Below are 25,124 nucleotides of genomic sequence, written 5' to 3'. Positions count from 1 at the left end.
CAGCCAGACGGAGGACCGGTGGACGAGCAGGACGGCGCCGTGCGCCTGGTCGAGTCCCTGCCGGTCGGCTACCTGGCCATCGACGCCGACTGGCAGATCACCTACGCCAACGCAGCCGCCGAGCGGTTCCTCGGCCGGGCGCGGGACCAGATGGTCGGCGTCTCCCTGTGGGCGGCCTTCCCCGACAACGAGCACAACGAGTTCGGTCGGGTGTACCGGGAGGTGGCGCGCACCGGGCAGTCGCAGTCGGTGGAGGCCTACTACCCGCACCCGCTGGACCAGTGGTTCCAGTCCCAGGCCATCGCGGACGGTGCGGGCATCGCCCTCTTCTTCACCGACGTCACCGACCGCCGGGCCGCCCAGGAACGGCTGGCGCTGCTGGCCCGGGTCGCCGCCGCGCTGGCCGGCAGCATGGACGACGGCGGCGCCGTGGCCGCGCTCCCCCAGCTGCTGGTGCCCGCCCTCGGCGACTGGTGCGTCCTCACCGTCGTCGACGACGACGACCGCCCGGCCGACGTCGGCTCGTGGCACGCCGACCCCGCCCAGCGCGACCTCCTCGCGCGGTACGCCGCGCTCCGGCTGGCGGCGATGCCGGCCGACTCCCCGGTCGCACGGGCGCTGCTCGGCGAGACCGTCGTCCGCTCCGCTGCAGACGTGGCCGGACTGCTGCCGCCCGGTGAGGCGAGCGAGCTGCTCGCCCAGCTGGCGCCCACCTCCGGCATGACCGTCCCGCTGCGCGGCCGGGACCGGGTCCTCGGCGTGCTCACCTTCTGCTTCGGCGGCGGCCGGGTGCCCGTGGACCCCGACCTGCTCGTCGCCCGCCAGGTCGCCGACCGGGTCGGGCTGGCACTGGACAACGCCCGGTTGTTCCGGCAGCAGCGCAAGCTCGCCGAGACGCTGCAGCGCAGCCTGCTGACCCGCCCGGTGCAGCACGAGAGCGCAGAGATCGCCGTCCGGTACGCCCCGGCCGCCGAGGCCGCACGGATCGGCGGGGACTGGTACGACGCGTTCGTGCAGCCCTCCGGCGCGCTCATGCTCGTCATCGGGGACGTCGTCGGGCACGACACGGCCGCCGCGGCGGCGATGGGCCAGCTGCGGGCCCTGCTGCGGGGGATCGCCACGTACAGCGACGCGGGTCCGGTGGAGGTGCTGCGCGGGCTGGACGCCTCGATGGCACAGCTCTCGCTCGGCACGTACGCCACGGCGGGGGTCGCCCGGTTCGAGCAGACCCCGGAGGACGCCGAGCGCGGGGTGACCCGGATGAGGTGGACCAACGCCGGTCACCTCCCACCGCTGGTCATCCACCCCGACGGCTCCCTGGACCCCCCGGTCCACTGGCACGGCGAGCTCCTGCTCGGCGTCGACCCGGGCGCCCCGCGCACCGAGTCGGTGGTGACGCTGCAGCCCGGCTCGACGGTGCTGCTCTACACCGACGGGCTCATCGAGCGCCGGGACGGCGACCTGGACGAGGGCATGGACCGGCTGCGCGAGGCGGCCACCGAGCTCGCGGGCACCGCGCTGGACGAGCTGTGCGACCAGCTCATCGCCCGGTTGGTCGACGGCCAGCCGGAGGACGACGTCGCGCTGGTCGCCATCCGGCTGCTGGCCTGACGGGGGTCAGGCAGCGCTCAGCGCGCGCCGGCCAGCCCGTCGTCGCCGTCGTGACGCGCCCGCGCCTCGGCCCGCTCCTCGTCGGCCTCGGCCTCGAGCCGGCGCGCCTCGCCGTCCATGGTGGCCGCGGCGTCGCCGTGGGACTCCCCGTAGACCTGCTCGGCCCGGCCGAGCAGCTCCTCGGCCTTGGCCTTCGCCCTGTCGAACACGCTCATCGTGGACTCCTCATCCGCCGGCAAAGGGGGGCAGGACGTCCACCACCGCGCCGGGTGCGAGCACCAACGTGCGGTCGCGGGTGCTGGTTCCGTCCACCAGGAACGAGCAGGCGGTGAGGACCCGCTCCAGCCGCTCGCCGTGGGCGTCGACGAGCTGGCCGACCAGCTCCTGGAGCGAGCCGGCCTCGCGGGTCTCGGTGTCCACGCCGACCGCCGCGCGGGCGCCGGCGAAGTACCGGACCGTGACCACGGCTCAGCCCCCGATCGCGGACATCGGCCGCGACGGCTGCAGGAAGCTCGGGTCGTCGATGCCGTGGCCGGGCAGCTTGTTCAGCGTGGCGATCCGCCAGCGGTCGGCGATCTCCTGGTCGTCGGCGCCCGAGCGCAGCGCGAAGCGCAGGTCGGACTCCTCCCGGGCGAACAGGCAGTTGCGGATCTGGCCGTCGGCGGTGAGCCGGGTGCGGTCGCAGGCCCCGCAGAACGAGCGGGTCACCGAGGCGATGACGCCGACGGTGAGGCCGGTGCCGTCGACCAGCCAGCGCTCGGCCGGGGCCGCGCCGCGCTCCTCGACGTCGGGCACCAGGGTGTGGGACGCGGTCAGCTTCGCCAGGATGTCCTCGGCGGTGACCATCTCGCCGCGGGTCCACGCGTGGTGGGCGTCCAGCGGCATCTGCTCGATGAAGCGCAGCTCGTAGCCGTGCTCGAGGCAGTACTCCAGCAGCGGGACGGCGTCGTCCTCGTTGATCCCGCGCAGCAGCACCGTGTTGATCTTCACCGGGGTGAGGCCGGCGTCCTTGGCCGCCTTGAGCCCGGCGAGCACGTCGGGCAACCGGTCGCGGTACGTCAGCTGCGTGAAGCGCTCGCGGTCCAGGGTGTCCAGGCTGACGTTGATCCGGTCCAGCCCCGCGGCGGCCAGGGCCGGCGCCATCCGGGACAGGCCGACGGCGTTGGTGGTGAGGCTGACCTCGGGGCGGGGGAGCAGCGCCGTGGTGGCGGCGACGATGCCGGGGAGGCCGGGGCGGAGCAGGGGCTCCCCGCCGGTGAACCGGACCTCGCGGATGCCCAGGTGCTCGACGCCGATCCGGACCAGCCGGACGACCTCGTCGTCGGTGAGCTGCTCGACCTTGGGCAGCCACTGCAGACCCTCGGGCGGCATGCAGTACGTGCAGCGCAGGTTGCAGCGGTCGGTGAGGGAGACGCGCAGGTCGGTCGCCGTCCGGCCGTGCCGGTCGACCAGTCCGCCGGTGCCCGCGCTGCCCGGGACGAGCTGCGGCCGCAGCTGCGGGTCCGGGAGCGGGCTGGAGGTCGTCACAGCCCGAATGTAGTGCGCGATGCCGACAGCGGTGGGACCGACGGCGTGCCGTCCGTCCCACCGCCGGGGATCAGCCGATCGGGGTGGGGTCGGTCGGGTCCGGCGGCACCGGCAGCGAGCCCTGGACGCGGTTGCGGGCCTGGCAGTCGCTGGTGCAGTTGGTCGCGCCGGCGGACAGCTCGATCGCGTCCTCGCCGAGGACGCCGCCCATCCGGCCACCGGAGGTCACCGACCACCGGGTGCTGGTCGCGGTCTGGGCGAGCTTGGTGGCCACCTGCGGGCTGTCCTTGCCCAGCAGCATCTGGTGGGTGGCGTCGGCGTCCACCCCGTTGCCGAAGTTGACCTTCCCGGTGAACTCGTTGACGAAGTAGAAGAGGCCCGTGCCCAGGGTGTGCACGAACTCGACGGGCGCGCCGAACTCCTGCTCCATCTGGAAGATGCCGCCCTGCGGGGCGTCCTTGGACTGGACCTTCAGTTTCCCGGCGGCCGTGGAGAAGGTGACGACCAGGGTGTCGTCGCGCAGCCGCAGCTCCTCGATCCGGACGCCGGTCCGCTGGGCCGGGGTGAGCACGGGCACCTTCGAGGCGAAGACGACGGTGGGTGCGGTCACCATCCGCTCCGGGCTGGCCGCGCCGGTGAGGGTGTAGTCGTAGACGCCGAGCGTCGTGGGGTCGATCCGGAAGGTCACGTTGCGGCCGGTGACGACGACCGGGCTGGTCGGGGCGACGCCGCTGACCCGGAAGTCCCTGCCGGCGGCCGGGTTGGAGGTGCGGCCGTTCACCGTGACGGCGAAGTCGCCGCTGACGGCGCCACCGCCACCGCCGTCCTCGGTTACGGCGCCGTCGTCCCCGCCCTTGGCCTGGGCGACACCGGGGAGGAGCAGGACGAACGTCGACAGGGCCAGCACGGCCAGCAGGCGGCGAGGGGTGCGTCGGGACACGGGCGGGGCCTCCAGGAGGGGTGATCACCGTGCGTGTGCAGCGGCTCACAGATTGATCCATGAAGCTTCAAGGATGTCCAGTACCCGCCGCGACTCGGTGTGGCGTCCCAGGGCTGTTACCGTCGCGGAGCCACCCGAGGGTCCGGCGGGCACCCCCGCACTCGCCTGTGGCCAGGAAGCGCGAGAAGCAGACTTGCCAGCCCGCACCCTCTTCGCCCCGTACGCCCGGTTGTTCGCCGTCCCGGGCACCCGCGCCTTCTCCTCCGCCGGGCTGCTGGCCCGCGTGCCGATGGCCACGGCCGGGCTGGGCACCGTCCTGCTCGTCGAGGGCCAGAGCGGCAGCTACGCCCTCGCCGGCGCGGTCGCCGGCACCAACACGCTGGCCTTCGCCGTGGGCAGCCCGCAGTGGGCCCGGCTGATGGACCGCCGGGGCCAGGGGCCGGTGGTGCGCGCCACGGCGCTGCTGTCGCTGGCCGGTGGGCTGGCCTTCGTCGCCGCGGTGGTCACCGACGCGCCGCGCTGGAGCTGGTTCGCCCTCGCCGTCCTCGCCGGCGTCTGCTCGGCCAACGTCGGGTCCGTCGTGCGCAGCCGCTGGGCGAACGCCCTGCCCGAGCCCGCCCAGCGGCAGACCGCGTTCGCCTTCGAGTCGGTGGCCGACGAGGTCGTCTTCGTCGTCGGGCCGCCGCTGGTCACGTTCCTCGCCGCGCTGGTCGCCCCGCCCCTGGGCTACCTGACCGGCCTGCTCGTGGGGGTCGCGGGCGCACTCGTGCTCTCCCGCCTGGAGTCGACCGCCCCCGCCGTCGTCCCCCGGGTCGCCGGTCAGGCGCGCGCCGCGGTGCTCAGCCCCGGGCTGGTCGTCATCGCGGTCACCTACCTGGCCGTGGGCGTCGTGTTCGGTGCGGTCGACGTCGTCGTCGTCGGCTTCGCCGAGGAGCAGGGCAGTCCGGCCACCGCCGGCGTCGCGCTCTCGGCCTACGCCGGCGGCAGCCTGGTCGCCGGGCTGGTCTACGGCATCGCGACGCTCCCCGGGTCGCTGGTCACCCGGTTCCTCGGGACGGCGCTGCTCTTCGCCGTCGCCGCCCAGGCGCTGCACCTGGTCGACTCGCTGCCGGTGCTGATCGGCATCGCGTTCCTGGCCGGGCTGACCATCGCCCCCGTGCTGGTCTCCGGGCTGTCGGTGGTCGAGTCCCGGGTGGCCCGCGCCTCGCTCACCGAGGGGCTGACCTGGACGACGACCGGCCTGACCGTGGGGGTCACCGCGGGCTCGTCGCTCGCCGGCGCGGCGGTCGACCACTGGGGTGCCGAGGCCGCCTTCGCCGTCCCCGCGCTGGGCGCCGCCCTCACCGGGCTGCTCGCCGTGGTCGCCTGGGCCGTGCTGCGCCGTCCGGTCGGTGCGGGCGTGCCCGCATGACCCCGGTGGTGCGCGAGCTGACCCGCGACGAGCTCGTGCCGGCCTGGGAGATGGGCCGGCTGGCCTTCGGCGGTGCCGCCGAGCCGCCGCCGCAGGCCGTGCGGGCGGTGCCCGGGGTCTCCCGGCTGGGCGCCTTCGACGAGCGCGGGCGGCTGGTCGGCAAGATCGTCGAGCTGCCGCACGAGCACTGGTGGGGTGGGCGCCGGGTGCCCGCGGCCGGGGTGAGCGGCGTCGCCGTGGCCCCGGAGAGTCGCGGCGGTGGCCTCACCCGGGTGCTGCTGGGCGCGGTGCTGGCCCAGGCCCGGGACCGCGGCGCCGCGGTCAGCACGCTCTACCCGACCGTCTCGGCGGTCTACCGGTCCGCGGGCTGGGAGGTCGGCGGGATGCTGCGCTCGGCCGACCTGGACACCGCCTCCCTGCCCCGCCCGCGGGACGACGACGGCGTGACGCTGCGCCCCGGCGACGCCGACGACTCCCCCGCCGTCACCGACCTCTACGAGCGGCTGGCCCGCGAGCGCGACGGGCTGCTCACCCGGCGCGGCGGGTTCTTCGACGAGCCGCCGCTGCAGGCCCCGGACGCGGTCAGCCTGGCGTACGAGGACGGCGTCCTGACCGGTGCGCTGGTGCTCGACCGCGGCCGCGGCTACGGGCCCGACGCCCGGCTCGACGTCCGGCAGCTGCTCGCGGTCACCCCGGCGGCGGCCCGGTCGCTGGTCGGCGTGCTGGCCGGTTGGCGCACGGTCGCCCGCACCGTCCGGGTGCCGCTGCTGGCCGGTGACGCCGTCTCCGCCGTCCTCCCGCTGGAGCGGGTCACCGACCCCGGGACGACGGCCTGGATGCTCCGCCCGGTCGACGTCGTCCGCGCGGTCGAGGCGCGCGGCTGGCCGGCGCACGTGCGCGGGCGGGTCACCTTCCGGCTCACCGACGCCCTCGCGCCGTGGAACGCCGGCAGCTGGGAACTGGAGATCTCCGGGGGTGAGGGCACACTGGTGCCCACGCGCGGCGAGCCGGACCTGGTGCTGGACGTGCGGGGCTTCGCCGTCCTGTACTGCGGCGGCACCACCGGGCGGGCCGTGGCCCAGGCCGGGCTGGCCGGTGGGCCGGGCGACCCGGCCGCGCTGGACCTGCTGGCCGCCGGGCCGGCGGCCCAGCTGCTCGACTACTTCTGAGCGCGGGCATCCGCCGGGGCCCGGCGGCGTTGCACGATCGACGAGGAACACCCCCGGCCGCAGCCGGGACGAGGGAGAGAGCATGACCACGACCCACGCGCCGAGCGCCCCGCTGCCCGAGGTGCTGTCCCAGGCCGCCCGCCGGCGCACCTTCGCCGTCATCAGCCACCCCGATGCGGGCAAGTCCACGCTGACCGAGGCTCTCGCGCTGCACGCCCGGGTCATCGGCTCGGCCGGTGCGGTGCACGGCAAGGCCGGCCGCCGCGGCACGGTGTCGGACTGGATGGACATGGAGAAGGCCCGCGGCATCTCGATCACCTCCGCGGCGCTGCAGTTCGAGTACCGCGACGCCGTGGTGAACCTGCTCGACACCCCCGGCCACGCCGACTTCTCCGAGGACACCTACCGGGTGCTGACCGCGGTCGACGCCGCCGTGATGCTCATCGACGCCGCCAAGGGCCTCGAGGCGCAGACCATGAAGCTGTTCGCGGTCTGCAAGCACCGGGGCATCCCGGTCATCACCGTGGTCAACAAGTGGGACCGCCCGGGCAAGGACGCGCTCGAGCTGATGGACGAGGTCAGCGAGCGCACCGGCCTGACCCCCACCCCGCTGACCTGGCCGGTCGGCATCTCCGGTGACTTCCGCGGCGTGCTGGACCGCCGCGACGGCAGCTACCACCGCTTCACCCGCACCGCCGGTGGCGCCACGATCGCCCCCGAGGAGGTGCTGCCCGCCGCGGCGGCGCTGGCCCGGGAGGGCGACGCGTGGACCACCGCGGTCGAGGAGTCCGAGCTGCTGGACGCCACCGAGGCCGACCACGACCAGGAGCGCTTCCTGGCCGGGGAGACGACGCCGGTCATCTTCGCCTCGGCGGTGTCGAACTTCGGCGTCGGCGCGCTGCTGGACATCCTGGTCGACCTGGCCCCCGCGCCCACCCCGCGGCCGGACGCCGAGGGTGCCGCCCGCCCGGTCGAGGCGCCGTTCAGCGCGTTCGTGTTCAAGGTGCAGTCGGGCATGGACGCCGCGCACCGCGACCGGCTGGCCTACATCCGGATCGCCTCCGGGGTCTTCGAGCGCGGGATGGTCGTCACCCACTCGACCACCGGCCGGCCGTTCGCAACGAAGTACGCCCAGCACGTGTTCGGCCGCGACCGGGAGAGCGTCGACGTCGCCTACCCCGGCGACGTCGTGGGCCTGGTCAACGCCAACGCGCTGCACGTCGGCGACACCCTCTACGCCGACGCCAAGGTGACCTACCCGCCGCTGACCACCTTCGCCCCCGAGCACTTCGCGGTCGTCCGCGGCAAGGACACCGCCAAGTTCAAGCAGTTCCGCCGCGGCATCGGCCAGCTGAACTCCGAGGGCGTGGCCCAGGTGCTGCGCTCGGACCGCCGCGGGGACGCAGCACCGGTGCTCGCCGTCGTCGGGCCGATGCAGTTCGAGGTCGCCGTCCACCGGATGGAGAACGAGTTCGGGGCGCCGGTCTCCATCGACCACCTGCCGTACACGATCGCGGTGCGCACGGACGCCGCCTCCGCGCCGGCCGTCGCCGCCGCGCGCGGCGTCGAGGTGCTCCAGCGCGAGGACGGCGAGCTGCTGGCGCTGTTCATGGACAAGTGGGACCTGCGCACGCTGCAGCAGCGCAACCCCGAGCTCACCCTCGAGCCGATGGTCGCCGCCCAGCTCTGAGTGCGGTCCACGGAGTCCCAGCGCTCGGTTCCTGTGGCGCTGGGACTCCACGGGGCTGCGTGAGATGCCTCGCGGGTAGCAACCGTCTCCCCCGGGTAGGCCAGGTGACAGGTCGGCGCCGCACCCGCCAGGTGTCGCGCGCCGCCGCACCGCACGCAGTCGACAGGAAGAAGAGCTCCATGGCCTCCGTGCCCACGATCACCCTGAACAACGGCGTCGAGATCCCCCAGCTGGGCTTCGGCGTCTACCAGGTCGCGCCCGAGGAGACCGCGCAGGCGGTGCAGACCGCCCTCGAGGTCGGCTACCGGCACATCGACACCGCCGAGATGTACGGCAACGAGAAGGGCGTCGGCGAGGGCATCCGCAACTCCGGCGTCCCGCGCGAGGAGGTCTTCATCACCTCCAAGCTCAACAACGGCTTCCACGCCCACGACGACGCGCTGCGCGCCTTCGACGGCACGCTGGAGGCCCTCGGTTTCGACAACGTCGACCTGTTCCTCATCCACTGGCCGCTGCCGGGCATCGACGTCGACTACGTCGAGACCTGGAAGGCCATGGAGGAGATCTACCGCTCCGGCCGGGCGAAGGCGATCGGCGTCTCGAACTTCAACGCCCACCACCTCCGCAAGCTGCACGGCGAGACCGAGATCGTCCCGGCCGTGAACCAGATCGAGGTGCACCCCTACCTCGCCCAGGACGAGCTGCGCGGGTTCAACGCCCAGCACCAGATCGCCACCGAGGCCTGGTCGCCCATCGCCCAGGGCAAGGTGCTCGACGACCCGGCGATTCTGCGGGTGGCCGAGCGCTACGGCAAGACCGCCTCGCAGGTCACGCTGCGCTGGCACGTCCAGCGGGGCGACATCGTCTTCCCGAAGTCGGTGACCCGCAGCCGCGTCGAGGAGAACTTCGCCATCTTCGACTTCGAGCTCAGCGAGGACGACCTGCGCGAGATCACGGCGCTGGACCGCAACGAGCGCACCGGTCCCGACCCGGACACGTTCAACTACATCCCCAGCTGACCGACGACGATCAGGTGACCTGATCGTCGCTGCTCCTGGCTCACCGCACACCATGAGTCAGGAGCAAGCCAGGTGAGCCAGGACGACGGCCGCCGCTCCCCCGGAGCGGCGGCCGTCCGCGTTCAGTCCTCGGTGACGAAGTCGATGAGCTCCTCGACCCGGCCGATGAGCACCGGCTCCAGGTCGGTCCAGACGGTGACCCGCGCGAGGATCCGCTGGGCCCACACGTAACCGGTGTCGTCCTCCCAGCCCAGGCGCCGGCAGACGCCGGTCTTCCAGTCCTCGCCCCTGGGCACCGTCGGCCACGCCCTGATGCCGACGACGGAGGGCTTCACGGCCTGCCAGATGTCGATGAACGGGTGGCCGACGACGAGCGCGTGCGCGCCGGTGACCTGCTGGGCGATCCGGGTCTCCTTGGAGCCGGTCACCAGGTGGTCGACGAGCACGCCCAGCCGCCGTCCCGACGACGGCCGGAAGTCGCGGACGATCCCGGGCAGGTCGTCGACGCCGTGCAGCGGCTCCACCACGACGCCCTCGATCCGCAGGTCGTGGCCCCAGACCTTCTCCACCAGTTCGGCGTCGTGCTTGCCCTCGACGTAGATGCGGCCCTCGCGGGCGACCCGGGCCCGAGCGCCGACGACGTAGGTCGAGCCCGAGGTGCTGCGCTGCGGTCCGGAGATCGTGTTCACCTTCGGGCGCACCAGCACGACCGGCCGGCCCTCGACCCAGAAACCGGGGCCCAGCGGGTAGGCCCGCACCTTGCCGAACCGGTCCTCGAGGTGGACGACGTCCTTCTCGCACCGGACCACCGCGCCGACGAACCCGCTGCTGGGGTCCTCGACGACGAGGTCCTTCTCCGCCTCGACCTGCGGCGAGGGCTTCTTCTGGGTGCGCGGGTGGACCAGGTCGTCGTACTGCGAACGGGGAGGCACGTGCCCATGGTCTTCGTCGTCCGGGCCGGTTCCTGGACGACACGCCCGGGAGCCGTCCGGACGACGGACATCGCGGCGTGTCCGCGCGGGACGGCACCCCGGCGAGTCAGGCGGTGGACGGCCGGGTTGACCAGCGCAGACGTGCCACGGTGGACGGCGGTGGGGGCGACACGCCCTAGCACGGCCCCGATTTGTTCATCCACCGGCTGTTTCCAGGCCCGGATGAGGGGCACAGAGCGTGAGGAGCAAGAACGTCCCCGAGCTGAGGAGCAGCCCCCATGATCGGCACTGACATGCTCGACCGCGTCATCGGCGCGAACGTGTACGACAACGACGGCGACAAGATCGGCACCACGACGTCGAACACCTCCGGCTTCGCCGGTACCGCTGGCACGGCCGGCACCGTGGGCATGGCCGGCGCGCAGGACCTCAACCAGCACGGCACCGTCGGCCACGACACCTCGGGCCCGACCACGGACGACGCGATGACGCTGTCCGAGGAGCGCCTGAACGTGGGCACCCAGCGCGTCGAGGCCGGGCGTGCACGCCTGCGCAAGTACGTCGTGACCGAGAACGTCACCCAGACGGTCCCCGTGTCGCACGAGGAGGTCCGCGTCCAGCGCGAGCCGATCACCGACGCCAACATGGGCGACGCGATGAGCGGCCCGGCCATCTCGGAGGAGGAGCACGAGGTCGTGCTCCACGCCGAGCAGCCCGTCGTCGCCAAGGAGGCCGTGCCGGTCGAGCGCGTGCGCCTCGACGTCGACACGGTCACCGAGCAGCAGCAGGTCACCGACACCGTGCGCAAGGAGCAGGTCGACACCGACGGCATCGTCGGCAACGACACCACCGGTGGCAACCGCCGCTGATCCACCCCGCACCACGACAGCGCCCGCCCCGGTCCGCCGGGGCGGGCGCTGTGATGTCCGGGGTCAGCTCCCGCTGAGCGGGAGCTCGTCGCCCGGCCGCGGCATGACGGGGGCGACGACCTCCTCCTCGATCACGTCGGCGGCAGCACCCACGATCAGCGGGTCGGGGACGCCGACCGCGTCGTGGTCCTTGTCGGTGTAGTCGAAGCGGGCCAGCACGTGCCGCAGCGCGGCCAGCCGGGCGCGCTTCTTGTCGTTGCTCTTGATCACCGTCCAGGGGGCGTGCTCGGTGTCGGTGTGCACGAACATCGCCTCCTTGGCCTCGGTGTAGGCGTCCCACTTGTCCAGGCTGGCCAGGTCGGTGGGGGAGAGCTTCCACTGCCGCACCGGGTCGATCTGCCGCACGATGAACCGGCTGCGCTGCTCGCCCTTGGTCACCGAGAACCAGAACTTGACCAGCTGGATGCCGCTGTCGACCAGCATCCGCTCGAACTCCGGGGCCTGGCGCATGAAGAGCAGGTACTCCTCCGCGGTGCAGTAGCCCATCACCCGCTCCACGCCGGCGCGGTTGTACCAGGAGCGGTCGAACATGACGATCTCGCCGGCGGCCGGCAGGTGCTGCACGTAGCGCTGGAAGTACCACTGGGTCTTCTCGCGCTCGCTCGGCTTGTCCAGGGCGATCGTCCGGGACCCGCGCGGGTTGAGGTGCTCGGTGAAGCGCTTGATCGTGCCGCCCTTGCCGGCGGCGTCGCGGCCCTCGAACACCAGCACCAGCTTCTGGCCGGTCTCCTTCACCCAGCCCTGCAGCTTCAGCAGCTCGATCTGCAGCTCGCGCTTCTCGATCTCGTAGTCGCGGCGCAGCATCCGCTCGCTGTACGGGTAGTTCTCGCGCCAGGTGTCGACCCGGTTGCCCTGGGGGTCGAACAGCTCGCGGTCGTCGTCCCAGTCCTCGTCGGAGTTCGTGTCCGGCAGGGCGTTGAGCCGCCACTGGGACAGGTCGATGACGGGGGACGGCGTGCCCTCGGGGGCACTGTGGCGCACGTGCTGGCTCACTGGGACTCCGCGCGGTCAGAGGGCTGTCGACAGCGATCCTGCCTGGCGGCGACCGCTCCCGCCGGGCTCAGCGCGGAACGCCGGCCGGGACGGCGGAGCGCAGCCGCTGCAGGTGCCCGATGAGCTCGTCGCCGATCCGCCCCCAGGTGCGCCCGGCCACCGACGGGCGGGCCGCCGCGGCGGCGGCCTGCAGGGTCGCGGGGTCGTCGCGGAGCCCGGCGACCATGGCGGCCAGCACCTGCGGGTCGTCGCCGGCCCACAGCCAGCCGTTCTCCCGGTGCCGCACCAGGTCCAGCGGGCCGCCGGAGGCCGCGACCACGGCGGGCACGCCCGCGGCGAGCGCCTCCTGCACCGCCTGGCAGAACGTCTCGTCGGCGCCGGGGTGGACGAACAGGTCGAGGGAGGCGACCACGGCGCCCAGTTCCGCCCCGCCGAGCTGGCCGAGGAACCGTGCCCGCGGCATCGCCCGGGCCAGCGCCCGGCGCTGCGGTCCGTCGCCGACGACCACCAGGCGCACCCCGGGCAGCTCGCTGAGCGGGGCCAGCAGCTCCAGCCGCTTCTCCACCGCCAGCCGGGCGACCACGCCCACCAGCAGCTCGCCGCCGGGGGCGAGCTCGGCACGCAGCGCCTCGTCGCGGTGGCAGGGGGCGAACTGGTCGAGGTCGACGCCGCGGGCCCACAGCGCGACCGGTCCGATGCCCTGCCGGGCCAGCAGGACGGCGGCCGCCGAGGACGGGGCGAGCGTGAGGTCCGCCGTTCCGTGCACGGTGCGCAGGTAGCGCCAGGCGGCCGCGGGGCCGCCGGGCAGCCGGTAGCGCTGGGCGAAGGCGGCCAGGTCGGTCTGGAACACCGCGACCGACGGGACGCCGAGCGTGCGGGCGGCCCGGGCGGCGGCGAGCCCGAGCACGGCCGGGGAGGCCAGGTGGACCACGTCGGGGGCCAGCCCGCGCAGCACCGCGGTCAGGTCGGCGGCCGGGCGGGCGAGGGGGAGCTGGCGGTACCGCGGCAGCCGCATCGACGGCACGGTGACGACCTCGACCCGGGCGCCGCAGCGGGACTCGTAGCTGCTGCCCGAGGGGGCCAGCACGACCGGGTCGTGCCCGCGGACGGCGAGGTGGTCGACCAGCCGCAGGACCGAGGTGACCACGCCGTTGACCGCCGGCAGGAAGGTCTCGGCCACCACGACCACCCGCAGGCCGGTGGTCAGCCGGACCGGGACGGTCTGCTCATGCAGCACTCGCGGCTCCCCGGCGTCGGGCCGGCAACGGCGCCGGCACCCGCGGACGGCGGGGGTGGGCGGCGACGAGCAGCGGCCGGGCCTCGGTGACGGCGGCGACGGCGTACTCGGCCAGTGCGGCGAGCGCGCGGCGGTCGGCGCCGGCCGGGTCGAGGGCGGGCAGCAGGTGCACCTCGACGACCAGCCCGCGGGCGGCGAGCACCCGGGACACGCTCCGCCGGAACGGCTCACCGGCCAGGCGCCCGGCGACGGCGGTGCCCGCCCCGCCGTCGACCCGGTACCGGACGGCGACCGGGCAGACCGGCGCGCCGACGTCCACTGCAGCCTGGAGAAACGCCGGGCGGAACCGGCCCAGCTCCACGCCGCAGGACGTCGTCCCCTCCGGGCGGACGCTCACCGTCGACCCCCCGCGCAGCGCGTCGGCGACCTGGCCGACCGCCGCCGGGAGGGCGTGCAGCCGTGCGGGGTCGATCGGCACCGCGCCGGCCCGGCGCAGCAGCCCGCCGAGCACGGGCCGGCGGCCCGGCCCCGTCGTGATCACGGGCAGCCCGGGGACGACGGTGAGCAGCGCCAGGTCGTCGACCCAGGAGACGGAGTTGGCGACCACGAGCAGGCCCGGCCCGCGGCCGGCGCCGGTGCGCGGCCAGGCCACCGGGGACGGGACGACCTCGACCCGGACGCCGACGGCGGTGAGCAGGCGGGCCGCGCCGCAGGTGAGCAGCCGGCGGCGGCCCCGGCCGGTCGCCAGCGGGGCACGCAGCGCGGCGGCCGCCACGCCGGCCAGGGCGCCGGCCACGCGCAGCAGCCGCAGGCGGCGGGTGGCGGCGCCCACCGTGGGGCCGGGGTCGGCGGCGCAGGCGGGCATGCAGGGCGGCGCCCCCGGCCGGGTCCTGGTCCGTGCCTGGGTCGGGGCAGTGGTCACGGCGACACCTCGGGCGTCGAGGAGCCCCTGGACGAGGCCCGGACGCCCCCAGGGTCGGTGGAGGAGGTGTCCGCACGGTGGCCCCTGCCTGGCGTGCCCCCGTCGGGCGGGCGAACCCCCACCCGGGCGGGCGCCGGCTCAGACGATGCGCTCGGCGAGCTCCTCGGCGAAGCTGCGGGCGGCGTCGGCCTCGGCGGCGGCGCGGCCGCGCAGGTCGGCCATCGCCGGCACGCGGTCGGCGAGGGTGAGCTGCAGGGTGATCACCGAGACGGTCATCCCGAACGACCGGCCCAGCACCAGCTCCAGCGGCGGCACCGTGTGGTCCCAGCTGGCCTGCTCGCCCTCGGCGTCGTAGCTGGCGCCCCGGCTGGAGACCACCACCGCGGCCCGGCCGGCCAGCGGGCGGGCCTCGTAGTCGCCGAACGGCACGGTGGTGCCCAGCACGTGCACGTGGTCGATCCACGCCTTGAGGGTCGAGGGCAGCGACCAGTTGTACATCGGCGCCCCGACGAGCAGGACGTCGGCGGCCAGCAGCTCGTCGAGGTAGGTGCGCTGCCGGGCCTCGGCGGCCGGGTCGACGACCTCGGCGGGCGTGCGCAGCCGGGGCGACCAGTGCAGCGCCGCGTCGGGCAGGTGCGGCGGCGGGTCGGCCTGCAGGTCGCGGGAGGTGACGGTGAAGTCCGGGCCGCGGTCGCGCCAGCCGCGCAGGAAGGCGGCGGTCACCGTGCGGGACGACGACGTGCGCGGGTCGGCGGAGGAGTCGAGGTGCAGCAGGTGGGGCATCGGGGCCTCCTGGTCTCGGCGGTCGGCGCGGCGTCGCCGCGGCCGCCCCACCCAAGCAGCCTCTGCCCGGGCGGCTCCGCCGGGGTTCCACGTGGAACCCCGGCCACGACGTCAGGACCGGGCGTCGCCGTCCAGGTAGACCCACCGGCCGCCCTCGCGGACGAACCGGCTGTCCTCCTCCTGCGCGCCCCGGGCCCCGCCGGCGACCCAGTGCGCCCGGAACGACACGGTGCCCTCGGTGGCCGGCAGCGACCCGCCGATCCTGCCCAGCACCTCCAGCCCGGTCCAGCGCACGTCGGGGTCCAGCTCCAGCCGGCCCGGCCGGGTCGAGTGGTGCCAGGTGGCGAGCAGGTACGCCGGGTCGCCCACCGCGAAGGCGCTGTAGCGGGAGCGCATGAGCTGCTCGGCCGTCGCGGCGGTCGCCGTCCCGTCGTGCAGCCGGCCGCAGCACTCCGCGTGGGTCAGGCCGGTCCCGCAGGGACAGCGTCGGGGAGCCACGGCGCCAGTCTCCCGGGGCGGCGTGGGCACGCAGCGACCCGGGGCGGTGTGAGCGCGTTAACATCCCGCCGCCGCAGCGTGCGGTCGCCCCCGTTCCAGCCGGGGCCGGACGGAGGCGGCGTGAGCCAGGGCACCCTGCCGGGGCTGGGCGCTGCTGCCCCCCGGGCCGCGGAGTTCGGCCGGGACGCCCTCGTCGTCTGCGACAACCTGGTGCGCATCTACCAGACCGGGTCGATCGAGGTCCAGGCGCTGCAGGGCCTGGACCTGCTGGTCGACGCCGGGGAGATGGTCGCCGTCGTCGGTGCCTCGGGGTCGGGCAAGTCGACGCTGCTCGCCGTCCTGTCCGGGCTGGACGCACCCACCGCCGGCCGCGTGCGGGTGGGCAGCTGGGACCTGATGGCGATGTCCCGGCGTGACCAGCTCGCCTACCGGCGCAGCACGGTCGGGTTCGTCTGGCAGCAGACCGCCCGCAACCTGGTGCCCTACCTGACCGCGGCCCAGAACGTCGCCCTGCCGCTGGTCCTGGCCGGTTCGCCCCGCCGGGCCCGCCCGGCCCGGGTCGCCGAGCTGCTGGAGCTGGTCGGCGTCGGGCACTGCGCCGGCCGGCGCCCGCAGGAGATGTCCGGTGGCGAGCAGCAGCGGGTGGCCATCGCCGTGGCGCTGGCCAACGCCCCGCAGCTGGTGCTCGCCGACGAGCCCACCGGCGAGCTGGACACCGCCACCTCCCAGCAGGTCTTCGAGGCGCTGCGGGCCGCCAACCGCGAGCTCGGCGCGACCGTCGTCGTCGTCACCCACGACCCCACGGTGTCCGGCCAGGTCGAGCGCACGGTCGCCATCCGGGACGGGCGCACCTCCAGCGAGGTGCTGCGCCGCACCGAGGTCGGCGCCGACGGCGCCCACGCGGTCGTCGCCGAGGAGTACGCGGTGATGGACCGGGCCGGCCGCGTGCAGATCCCCGCCGACCACCGGGCCGCCCTCGACCTCACCCGACGCGTGCGGCTGACGCTGGAGGCCGACGCCGTCTCCGTCCGCCGGGACGACGGGGCGCGGCGGTGACCGCGCCGCCGATGGTGGACGTGCGGGACGTGCACCGCACCTACGGCAGCGGACCGGCCGCCGTCCACGCGCTGAGCGCGGTCTCCCTCACCGTCGCCCCCGGCGAGCTGGTGGCGTTGGTCGGGCGGTCGGGGTCGGGCAAGACGACGCTGCTCAACGTCGTCGGCGGCCTGGACCGGCCCGACGCCGGCACCGTGCACGTCGCCGGCACCGAGGTCACCGCCCTGGACGACGACGGGCTGGTGCGGCTGCGCCGGGACGTCGTGGCCTACGTGTTCCAGACGTTCGGGCTGATCCCGGTGCTGTCGGCCGCGGAGAACGTCGGCGTCCCGCTGCGGCTGCGCGGGCTGCCGGTGGCCGACCGTGAGCACCGGGTGCAGCTGCTGCTGGAGCTGGTCGGGCTGGGCGCGCAGGCGGCCCAGCGCCCGGGCGAGATGTCCGGCGGGCAGCAGCAGCGGGTGGCGATCGCCCGCGCGCTCGCCGGGTCGCCCCGCCTGCTCATCGCCGACGAGCCCACCGGACAGCTGGACAGCGAGACGGGGCTCGCGGTGATGGCGCTGATCCGCGCGGTCGTGGAGTCCGAGGGCATGACCGCGATCGTCTCCACCCACGACCCGGTGATGGTCGCGCTGGCCGACCGGGTGGTGCACGTCGCCGACGGCCGGCTGGTCGACGCGTGAGCGGCCGGTGAGGCAGCAGCTCGTCCTCCTCGCCCGGCGCGGACTCGCCCAGGCCCGGCTGCTGGCCGCGGTGCTGGCCGTGGTCGTCGCCGGCACCGTCGTGCTGGGCACGTGCGTCCTGCTGCTCACGACGGGCGCCGACCGCGCCCGCGAGGCACACCTGCGGCAGACGCCGGCCGGCGACCTCGCCGCCGAGGTCGCCATCGGGGAGGTCCCGGTCGACGCCCGCGGTGCGGTGGACGCGGCCACCGGCGTGCTCACCGACGCGCTCGGACCGCTGCCGGCCACCGTCAGCACCTGGGCCAGCTCGACCGTCCGCGGGTTCGGGACGGGGGCGAACGGCCGGCCCCAGCTGGCCTACCTGGCCGGCATCAGCGACCTGCCGGCCCGCGCCGAGCTGCTGACCGGCCGGTGGCCGGCCGCCTCCGGGGGCCCCGGGCCGCTGGAGGGGGTGCTGCCGGCCCGCGCGGCGGAGCTGCTGGGCGTCGGCCCCGGCGCCGAGCTGACGCTCGCGGCCGGGGAGAGCGCGCCGGGCACCGCGGTCACCGTCCTGGTGGTCGGCACCTACGCCCCGCACCTGGCCGACCCGGCCTGGCAGCGGGACCTGCTCGGCGGGGCCGGCTACACCGCCGCACTGGACTTCGGGGTCTGGCGCACCTCGACCCGGCCGGCCTACGGGCCGCTCCTCGTCGACTCCGCTGCCCTGCTGGCCCAGCCCGGCGGGCTGGACCAGGTCCGGGTCGTCGCGCACCCGGACCTCACCGGGGCCTCCGCCGCCGACCTGGACGCCGCCGCCGCCGGGCTGGACGCGGCCCGGACGGCCCTGCCCGAGGCGCTCACCGGCCAGGACGCCACGTCCCGGGTCGACGCGCCGTTGGCCCGCACCCTGGCCGCGGTGCGGACCCAGCAGGGGGTCACCGGCTCCGCCGTCCTGGTCGTGGCCCTGGTCGGCCTGGCGCTGGCCGGGACCGCCCTGGGGTTGTCCGCCCGGCTGCTCACCGGCCGGCGGACGGCGGAGGCCGCGCTGCTCACCGCCCGCGGTGCCGGCCGCCGCCAGCTGGCCGGCCGGGCCGCGGCCGAGGCCGGTGCGCTGGCGGTCCTGGCCACCGCCCTCGCCGTCCCGCTGTCGGCACTGCTGTTCCGCGGGCTCACCTCGCTCCCCCGGCCGGCCGCGGCGGGCGTGACCGGTCCGCTGGCGGTCACCTGGCCGCTGGTGGCGGCGGTGGCCGGTGGCGCGGTCGCGCTCACCGCGGTGCTCGTGGCCCCGGCGCTGGGTCCGGTCGCCGGTGGTGCCGCCGTCCGGCGGAGCCGCCGCGGCGTGGTGGCCCGCTCCGGGGTGGACCTGCTGCTCGCCGGGGTCGCCGCCCTCGTCCTGCTCCAGCTGCGGGCGCACCCCGGGGCCTCCGCCGACGCCGTCGACCCGCTGCTGGTCGCCGCGCCGGTGCTGGGCCTGCTGGCCGCCGCGGTCCTCGCACTGCGGGTCCTGCCGCTGCTGCAGGCCGGCGCCGAGCGCTGGGCCCGCCGCTCGCGCGGGCTGGTCGGGTCGCTCGCCGCCTGGGAGGTCGCCCGGCGGCCGCACGCCACCGGCGCGGCGCTGCTGCTCGTGCTGGCCACCGCGGCCGCCACCTTCGCCACCGGCTACGCCGACACCTGGAGCACCTCCCAGGTGTCGCAGGCAGCCGCCCGGGTCGGCGCGGACGTGACCGTACCGGCGACCGTGCCCGCCCCGCTGACGCAGGGGGACGCCGTGGCCGCCGTGCTCGGGGGGACGGTGTCCCCGGCGACCGAGCGGCCGGTCTCGCTGGGCAGCCTGTCGGCCACCGGCACCCTCCCCCCGACCACCCGGCTGGTCGCGGTGGACACCTCCGTGGCCGACGACCTGCTCGTCGGCGACCTGCCCGACGGGGGCCGGTGGAGTGCCCTGACCGCGGGCCTGGGCGCTCCCGGACGTGCGCCGGGGGTTCCGCTGGTCGTGCCGGACACCGGGCCCGCGGTCACCGTCACCGGCACGGGTGCCGACGGCGTGCTCGGGGTGCGGCCGGTGCTCGTGGTGCAGGACGCCCAGGGCGCCCGGTCCACGCTGACCGGCGCGGAGCTGCCGTTGGACGGGACCACCCACCCGGTGGTGCTGCGCGACGCCGCGGACGCCACCCCCGGTCCCGGGACACGCCTCACCGTCGTGGGGGTCGACCTGCAGCTGTCCCTGCGCGACCCGTCCGCCGTCGACCCGGCGGCGGCGCGCGGGGTCGCCGTCAGCGTGCAGCTGCAGCTGGCCGGCGGACCGCCAGACGGCACTGCCGCGACCTGGACCGCCCGGCCGCCGCTGGGCTCCTCGCCGGGCCTGCTCGACCGCGCCGGGGTGGACCTGACCGCCGGCGCGCAGGACACGACGTTCGCGGTCCGTGGTCAGGTGTCGCCGGCGGGACTGCTCGTCGAGCAGGCGCAGCTGCTGCTCACCGCCTACCCGCCACCGCCGGCCGTCCCGGTGCTGCTCACGGCCGACCTCGCCGCCGCGATCGACGCCCGGCCCGGCGACGGGATCACCCTGGGGGTCGGTGCCCGGACGGTGCCCGGTCGGGTCGCCGGCGTGACGCCCTGGCTGCCGGGGGCGCCCGGTGAGCCCGGGGTGCTGGCCGACGTCGAGGTGCTGGCCCGCGCCCTGGAAACGACCGGGGACCTGGACCCGCTGGTGGACAGCTGGTGGGCCACCGGCGTGGCCGACCCGGCCACCGCGGCCGGCCGGCTGGCCGACGCCGGGCTGCCCGGCGCGGTCACCCGCGCCGGCGTGGCCGCCCAGCTGCGGGACGGCCCGCTGCGGGTGGGCCTGCCGGTGGTGCTCTGGCTGCTGACCGCCGCGGCCGTGGGCCTGGCGCTGACCGGCACCGCGGTGCACGTCGCCGCGGTGCTGGAGTCGCGGTCGGTCGAGGTGGCCCGGTTGCAGGGCATGGGTGTGCCGCGGCGGTCGGTCGCTGCGGCGGTGGTGCTGGAGCACGCGTCCGTCACCTCCGTCGCCGTGCTGCTCGGCGCGGTGGTGGGCGCCGTCGCCGGGCGCGTCCTCGCGCCGCTGATGACCGTGTCGGAGACCGGCGGGGTGCCCGTCCCCGCACCGGTCGCCCAGTGGCCCTGGCCCACGGAGTCGGTGCTGGTGGCCGGGCTGCTGCTCGGCTGTGCGGCCGTCGTCGTCCCGGTCGCCGGCACGCTGGTGCGCCGGGCCGCCACCGTCCACCTGCGGCTGGGGGACGCCGCGTGACCCGCGCCGTCCGGTCCCGCGTCCGGCGGGGGTGGCCCGGCGTGCAGCTGTCCGGGGTGCTGCGCCGCAGGCGCGCCGACCGCTGGCTGCTGCTGCTCGTCGCGGCGGTCGTGGCGCTGACGTGTGGCCTGGCGGTCGCCACCCCGCGGCTGGTCGAGCGGAACGCCGACGCGGCGGTCCGGGCCGCCGTCCGGGACGCCGGCTCCCTGGCCGACACCACCATGACGCTGCCGGTCGTCGACCTCGGCTACGGGCCGCCGGTGCTGCCGACGGACTCCGCGCCGGAGATGCTGGACACCGCACGCCGGCTGGACGCCGCGCTCCCGGCCGAGCTGGCCCGGGTGCTGGCCCCGCCGGTCGCGGCCGTGGTCAGCCGGCCGCTGCCGTTGCTGGACCGGCCGGTGTCGGCCGAGCTGGGGCCGGTCAGCGTCCGGATGGCCTGGGTGGCCGGGGCCGCCGGACCGGCGGTCACCTGGGAGGCCGGCACCGCTCCGGGCCCGCCCGCCCCGTCCGCGGACGGACTGGCGGGCTGGACGCCGGGCGGCCCGCCGCCGTTCCCGGTGCAGGTCGCGCTGACCGGCGAGGCGGCCGCGGCGCTGGGCGCCGGCGTGGGCGACCACCTGTCCGGCGGGACGTCCGGCGGCTTCGCCGTCGACCTGGTCGTGACCGGGGTGTTCCGCGCCGAGGACCCCGACGACCCGGCGTGGCAGCAAGTGCCTGCGCTGCTCCGGCCGCAGACCGGCGGCTCGGGCCCGACGGTGCAGACCGTCGTCGGTGGGCTGCTGTCCGCCGAGTCCCTGCCCGCGGCGCGGCTGGCGGTGGACCCCGGCGACCTCGCCCGCACCGTCGGCTTCGCCACCCTCCCCGAGGCCGTCGACGCCGCGGCGGCCGAGGCGCTGCCCCCGCTGGTCGGGGCCCTGCAGGCGGAACCGGCGAGCATGCAGGTGTACCCGGCACCGGCGGTGACCAGCCGGCTGGGGCTGGTGCTCACCCAGGCCCGGGACGGCGTGCGGACGGCGCAGGCGCAGGCCGCGGTCCTGGTGGCCGGGGTCGTGGCCGGTGCGGCCCTGGTCCTGCTGCTCACCGCCGCGTTGCTGGCCTCCCGCCGCCGCACGGTGCTCGCCACCCAGCGGGCCCGGGGCGCCTCGCTGGCCGCGATCGGGGGAGACCTGGCGGTGGAATCCGTCGTCCTGGCCGTCGTCGGGGGCGCGGTCGGGGTCCTGGCCGGGGCGCTGGTCTCCCAGGGGGCCGGCGCCGCCGGCTGGGTGGTCCCGGTGCTCGTCGTCGCCGCACTGGCCACGCCGGTGGCCGGCGTGCTGGTGGCCGCGCGCGCCACCGGAGGACGGCGCAGCCCGGCGAACAGGCAGGAGCGCCGGCGCGCCGAGCGGGACCGGCAGCTGCGCCGGGTGGCCGCCGAGGTCGTCGTCGTGGTCCTGGCCGCCGCGGCGATCGCCACCCTGCGGCTGCGCGGCGTGCGCGCCTCGGCCGCCGACCCGGTCGCCGACCTGCTGGTCGTCGGCGCGCCCGCGCTGGGGGTGGCGGCCGGCGCGCTGGTCCTGCTGCGGGTGGTGCCGCTCCTGCTGCGGGCTGCGCTGGCGGCGTCGCGCCGCACCCGCGGTGTGGTGCCGGTGATGTCGGCGGTGCAGGCCCGGGCCACGGCGGGCGCCGGCCTGCCGCTGCTCGCGCTGACCACGACCACCGGTCTGCTCGCCGTGGTGGCCGTCCCGGGTCTCACCGTCCGGGCCGGCCAGGAGGCCGCGTCGTGGGCGGCGGTGGGCAGCGAGGTCACCGTCACCACCGCCGGGCCGGACGCCGGGCTGGCGGACCTCGCGACGGCGCTGGCCACCCGGCCCGGGGTGGAGCAGGCGGTCCCGGCGCGGGTGCTGCGGGACACCCAGCTGCGGGTGGGCACCAGCAGCGGGACCGTGACCGTGCTGGCCGTCGACCCGGCGGCGTTCGGCCGGCTGGCGCGCACCACCCCGCTGCCCGACGTGCCCGACGTGGACCGGCTGGCGGGCGGGTCGACTCCCGAGGTGCCGGTGCTGGTCGGTGCCGGCGTGGAACTGCGCGCCCGGGCCGCGGTGTCGCTGCTGGTGGGCGAGGAGCAGGTGCCGGTCGACGCGGTCGGGCGGGCGCCGACCCTGGGCGCGGCCGGCGAGGACACGGTGGTCGTCGACGCGGCCGCCCTGGGTGCCGCGGTCGGCGGTGTGCTCCCGCCGGACACGCTGTGGGTGGTCGGCCCGGGCGCGGCAGCGGCGGTGGCGTCGGCGCCGGAGCTGGCCGGCGCGGACGTCCGGCACCGGCAGGACGAGCTCGACCGGCAACGGGCGGACCCGCTGACCGGTGGCCTCACCCTGGCCGCGGCCGGGGCGGCCGGGGCACTGGCCCTGCTCGCCGGCGCCGTCGTCCTGCTGGGCGCGGCCGGGGGTGCGCCGGCGCGCGGGCGGGCACTGGCCACGCTGCGCACCCTCGGTCTGACCAGCCGCCAGGCCCGCCGGATCAGCCTCGGTGAGCTGCTCCCGCCGGTGCTGCTGGCGGCCCTCGCTGGCACCGGGCTGGGCACCGGGGTGGCCGCGCTGGTCCGCGCCCCGCTGGAGCTGCAGCTGCTCACCGGGGGAGCCGCCGCCCCGGCGCTCGCCGTCCCCGGGGCGGCTCTGCTGGGCCTGGCGCTGCTCGTCACCGTGCCGTTGGCGGCGCTGGTGGGCGCGGTCGCCGGGGTGGAGTCCTCGGCACGCCGGCGGGAGCGGCTCGGCGAGGTGCTGCGGGTCACCTGAACGACCCGCGGGGACGGGGGAGTACCTGCCGTGCCGCCGGGCACTGCCGCAGAGCACGGCCGAGATGAGGAGATGCACGTGACCGAGGGACAGCCCACCCGGATCGTGGTCGTCGGTGGCGGGTTCGCCGCCTTCTACGCCCTGCGGCACCTGCAGAAGCACCTGCCGGCGGGCCGGGCCGAGCTGGTGCTGGTCAGCCCGAACGACTACCTCCTCTACAGCCCGCTGCTGCCCGAGGTCGCCACCGGCGTCATCGAGGCCCGGCACATCGCCGTCTCGTTGCGGCGGGCGCTGCCGAGCGTGCGGCTGGTGCTCGGCCGGGTCACCTCCGTCGACCTCGGCGGGCGCACGGTGACCGTGCGCCCGTCCCTCGAGGGCGCCGACGACGAGCCCCGCACCGAGCGCTTCGACCAGCTGGTCCTGGTGCCCGGCTCGGTCACCCGCCGGTTCGACATCCTCGGCGTGGCCGAGCAGGCCCGCGGGCTCAAGACGCTGGTCGAGGCCGTCTACCTGCGCGACCACCTGCTGCACCAGCTGGACGTCGCCGACGCCGAGCCCGACACCCCCGAGGGCCGCGCCCGGCGCGCGGAGCTGCTGTCGGTGGTCGCCGTGGGCGCCGGCTACACCGGCACCGAGTTCGTCGCCCAGACCCAGCGCTGGCTGCGCACCATCGAGGGCCGCTGGGACCGGACCCGCGCCGAGGACGTGCGCTGGGTGCTGGTCGACGTGGCCGAGGCCGTGCTCCCCGAGCTCGGGCCCAAGCTCGGGAAGCTGGCCCTGGACCTGCTGCACCAGCGCGGCATCGACGTCCGGCTCGGGGTGTCGGTCGCCTCGGCCACGGACCGGTCCGTCACGCTCACCGACGGGACGACGGTGCCCACCCGCACCCTGGTCTGGGGCGCCGGCATCGCGGCCAGCCCGCTGGTCGCCGGGCTCGGGCTGCCGCTGCGGAAGGGCCGGCTCGTGGTCGACCCCGAGCTGTCGGTGCCCGGGGTCCGCGGCGTCTGGGCCGCCGGTGACGCCGCCGCCGTCCCCGACCTCGCCGCCGGCCCGGGCGAGGACGGCCTGCCCGACACCCCGCCGACGGCGCAGCACGCCCAGCGGCAGGGGGTGGCGCTGGGCCGCAACATCGCCGCCTCGCTGGGGGTGGGCACCGCCCGGCCCTACCGGCACCGCGACCTCGGGCTGGTCGCCGACCTGGGCGGGTGGGACGCGGTGGCCAAGCCCCTCGGGATCCCGCTGAGCGGTCCGCTGGCCAAGATCGTCACCCGCGGGTACCACCTGTACGCCCTGCCGGCGATGGCCAACCGGGTGCGGGTGGCCGCGGACTGGCTGTGGCAGACCGTGCTGCCGCCGGAGAGCACCCAGCTGTCGGTGGTGCGCACCGAGGACGCCCGGCTCGACGCCGCCCAGGCCACCGGCATCTACGAGGCGCGGGAGCGCGGCTAGTCGCCCTTCTCGGTGACCTTGTAGGGGGTGCCGGCGCGGTCGTACGTCGTCCAGGTGCCGACGGTGCGGCCGTGGTCGAAGGTGCCCGACCGCATCAGGCTGCCGTCGAGCCGGAACCACTCCCACCACCCGTGCGGCTGGCCGCCGACGACCAGCCCGCGGGCCCGCAGCGACCCGGTGGTGTGCCGCTCGACGTGCAGGCCGTCGGGCGGGAGGCCGGTGGGGTGCGGGGCGTCGGACACGGCTCCTCCTGC

At 76.2% G+C, this 25,124-nt stretch carries 22 protein-coding genes; 11 read left to right on the top strand and 11 right to left on the bottom strand.

Annotated elements, in window-relative coordinates:
• Window positions 1–18: 18 nt before the first annotated feature.
• The gene (locus tag GCU67_RS05665) at window positions 19–1,611 is read left to right on the top strand and encodes a SpoIIE family protein phosphatase (RefSeq protein WP_338104791.1); all 1,593 of its coding nucleotides are present in this window, start codon (window positions 19–21) and stop codon (window positions 1,609–1,611) included.
• 17 nt (window positions 1,612–1,628) lie between these two features.
• Here the strand turns inward: GCU67_RS05665 and GCU67_RS05660 are convergent, their stop codons facing one another.
• The 4 genes from GCU67_RS05660 to GCU67_RS05645 all read right to left on the bottom strand — a co-directional run bounded on the left by GCU67_RS05660 (window position 1,629) and on the right by GCU67_RS05645 (window position 4,078).
• The gene (locus GCU67_RS05660) at window positions 1,629–1,826 is read right to left on the bottom strand and encodes a hypothetical protein (RefSeq protein ID WP_163610086.1); all 198 of its coding nucleotides are present in this window, start codon (window positions 1,824–1,826) and stop codon (window positions 1,629–1,631) included.
• 10 nt (window positions 1,827–1,836) lie between these two features.
• On the bottom strand, window positions 1,837–2,076 hold the full coding sequence (locus tag GCU67_RS05655; RefSeq protein ID WP_163610085.1) for a MoaD/ThiS family protein: 240 nt from the start codon (window positions 2,074–2,076) through the stop codon (window positions 1,837–1,839).
• Window positions 2,077–2,079: 3 nt separating this feature from the next.
• Window positions 2,080–3,138 (bottom strand): GTP 3',8-cyclase MoaA, encoded by a 1,059-nt coding sequence (gene moaA, locus GCU67_RS05650; RefSeq protein ID WP_338104790.1) that lies wholly within the window; start codon window positions 3,136–3,138, stop codon window positions 2,080–2,082.
• A gap of 70 nt (window positions 3,139–3,208) precedes the next feature.
• Window positions 3,209–4,078 (bottom strand): hypothetical protein, encoded by an 870-nt coding sequence (locus GCU67_RS05645; RefSeq protein ID WP_163610084.1) that lies wholly within the window; start codon window positions 4,076–4,078, stop codon window positions 3,209–3,211.
• A 193-nt stretch (window positions 4,079–4,271) separates the two neighbouring features.
• Here GCU67_RS05645 and GCU67_RS05640 point away from each other — a divergent pair, with 193 nt between their 5' ends.
• The 4 genes from GCU67_RS05640 to GCU67_RS05625 all read left to right on the top strand — a co-directional run bounded on the left by GCU67_RS05640 (window position 4,272) and on the right by GCU67_RS05625 (window position 9,367).
• Window positions 4,272–5,489, top strand: a complete 1,218-nt coding sequence (locus tag GCU67_RS05640; protein WP_163610083.1) for an MFS transporter — start codon at window positions 4,272–4,274, stop codon at window positions 5,487–5,489.
• Window positions 5,486–6,658 carry a GNAT family N-acetyltransferase gene (locus GCU67_RS05635; RefSeq protein WP_163610082.1) on the top strand — a complete coding sequence of 391 codons (1,173 nt, stop codon included), beginning with the start codon at window positions 5,486–5,488 and terminating at the stop codon, window positions 6,656–6,658. Before GCU67_RS05640 ends, GCU67_RS05635 begins: the two co-directional genes overlap by 4 nt.
• Before the next feature lie 82 nt (window positions 6,659–6,740).
• Complete coding sequence (locus GCU67_RS05630; protein ID WP_163610081.1) at window positions 6,741–8,348, top strand: peptide chain release factor 3; 1,608 nt, start codon at window positions 6,741–6,743, stop codon at window positions 8,346–8,348.
• Window positions 8,349–8,527: 179 nt separating this feature from the next.
• Window positions 8,528–9,367, top strand: coding sequence for an aldo/keto reductase (locus GCU67_RS05625; protein WP_163610080.1), 840 nt, complete (start codon window positions 8,528–8,530; stop codon window positions 9,365–9,367).
• A gap of 122 nt (window positions 9,368–9,489) precedes the next feature.
• Here the strand turns inward: GCU67_RS05625 and GCU67_RS05620 are convergent, their stop codons facing one another.
• Entirely contained in the window at window positions 9,490–10,299 is an 810-nt protein-coding gene (locus GCU67_RS05620; protein ID WP_163610079.1) for a DUF3097 family protein, read from the bottom strand.
• Between the two features lie 278 nt (window positions 10,300–10,577).
• Between GCU67_RS05620 and GCU67_RS05615 the strand changes: the two genes are divergently transcribed.
• Window positions 10,578–11,168: a YsnF/AvaK domain-containing protein gene (locus tag GCU67_RS05615; protein WP_163610078.1), complete on the top strand. Its 591-nt coding sequence runs from the start codon at window positions 10,578–10,580 to the stop codon at window positions 11,166–11,168.
• Between the two features lie 63 nt (window positions 11,169–11,231).
• Here the strand turns inward: GCU67_RS05615 and ppk2 are convergent, their stop codons facing one another.
• From ppk2 to GCU67_RS05590, 5 genes are all read right to left on the bottom strand, one after another.
• On the bottom strand, window positions 11,232–12,221 hold the full coding sequence (ppk2, locus tag GCU67_RS05610) for a polyphosphate kinase 2 (protein ID WP_163610077.1): 990 nt from the start codon (window positions 12,219–12,221) through the stop codon (window positions 11,232–11,234).
• A 67-nt stretch (window positions 12,222–12,288) separates the two neighbouring features.
• A complete protein-coding gene (locus GCU67_RS05605) occupies window positions 12,289–13,458 on the bottom strand; it encodes a glycosyltransferase family 4 protein (RefSeq protein WP_211660780.1) in 1,170 nt (389 codons plus the stop codon).
• Window positions 13,448–14,380, bottom strand: a complete 933-nt coding sequence (locus GCU67_RS05600) for a 1-acyl-sn-glycerol-3-phosphate acyltransferase (protein ID WP_163610076.1) — start codon at window positions 14,378–14,380, stop codon at window positions 13,448–13,450. The genes GCU67_RS05605 and GCU67_RS05600 overlap by 11 nt, the downstream gene beginning before the upstream one ends.
• Window positions 14,381–14,518: 138 nt before the next feature.
• Entirely contained in the window at window positions 14,519–15,163 is a 645-nt protein-coding gene (locus GCU67_RS05595; RefSeq protein WP_163610075.1) for an FMN-dependent NADH-azoreductase, read from the bottom strand.
• Between the two features lie 111 nt (window positions 15,164–15,274).
• Entirely contained in the window at window positions 15,275–15,661 is a 387-nt protein-coding gene (locus GCU67_RS05590; protein ID WP_163610074.1) for a YchJ family metal-binding protein, read from the bottom strand.
• Window positions 15,662–15,781: 120 nt separating this feature from the next.
• On the opposite strand from GCU67_RS05590, the gene GCU67_RS05585 reads away from it, so the two are divergent.
• The 5 genes from GCU67_RS05585 (at window position 15,782) to GCU67_RS05565 (ending at window position 24,870) form a co-directional block, all read left to right on the top strand.
• A complete protein-coding gene (locus GCU67_RS05585) occupies window positions 15,782–16,717 on the top strand; it encodes an ATP-binding cassette domain-containing protein (RefSeq protein WP_163610073.1) in 936 nt (311 codons plus the stop codon).
• Complete coding sequence (locus GCU67_RS05580; RefSeq protein WP_211660779.1) at window positions 16,714–17,397, top strand: ABC transporter ATP-binding protein; 684 nt, start codon at window positions 16,714–16,716, stop codon at window positions 17,395–17,397. Before GCU67_RS05585 ends, GCU67_RS05580 begins: the two co-directional genes overlap by 4 nt.
• 7 nt (window positions 17,398–17,404) lie before the next feature.
• The gene (locus GCU67_RS05575) at window positions 17,405–20,647 is read left to right on the top strand and encodes an ABC transporter permease family protein (protein WP_163610072.1); all 3,243 of its coding nucleotides are present in this window, start codon (window positions 17,405–17,407) and stop codon (window positions 20,645–20,647) included.
• A complete protein-coding gene (locus tag GCU67_RS05570; protein WP_163610071.1) occupies window positions 20,644–23,421 on the top strand; it encodes an FtsX-like permease family protein in 2,778 nt (925 codons plus the stop codon). The genes GCU67_RS05575 and GCU67_RS05570 overlap by 4 nt, the downstream gene beginning before the upstream one ends.
• Window positions 23,422–23,499: 78 nt before the next feature.
• Window positions 23,500–24,870: an NAD(P)/FAD-dependent oxidoreductase gene (locus tag GCU67_RS05565; protein ID WP_338104789.1), complete on the top strand. Its 1,371-nt coding sequence runs from the start codon at window positions 23,500–23,502 to the stop codon at window positions 24,868–24,870.
• On the opposite strand, the gene GCU67_RS05560 is transcribed toward GCU67_RS05565, so the two are convergent.
• Entirely contained in the window at window positions 24,867–25,112 is a 246-nt protein-coding gene (locus tag GCU67_RS05560) for a toxin-antitoxin system YwqK family antitoxin (RefSeq protein WP_211660778.1), read from the bottom strand. The two genes, GCU67_RS05565 and GCU67_RS05560, sit on opposite strands and share 4 nt — an antisense overlap.
• Window positions 25,113–25,124: the final 12 nt, after the last annotated feature.

Source organism: Modestobacter muralis (genome assembly GCF_010682105.1).
Lineage (GTDB): Bacteria > Actinomycetota > Actinomycetes > Mycobacteriales > Geodermatophilaceae > Modestobacter > Modestobacter muralis.
The sequence above is the reverse complement of the archived record's forward strand: the minus strand, read 5'-3'. Positions and strand labels throughout refer to the sequence as shown.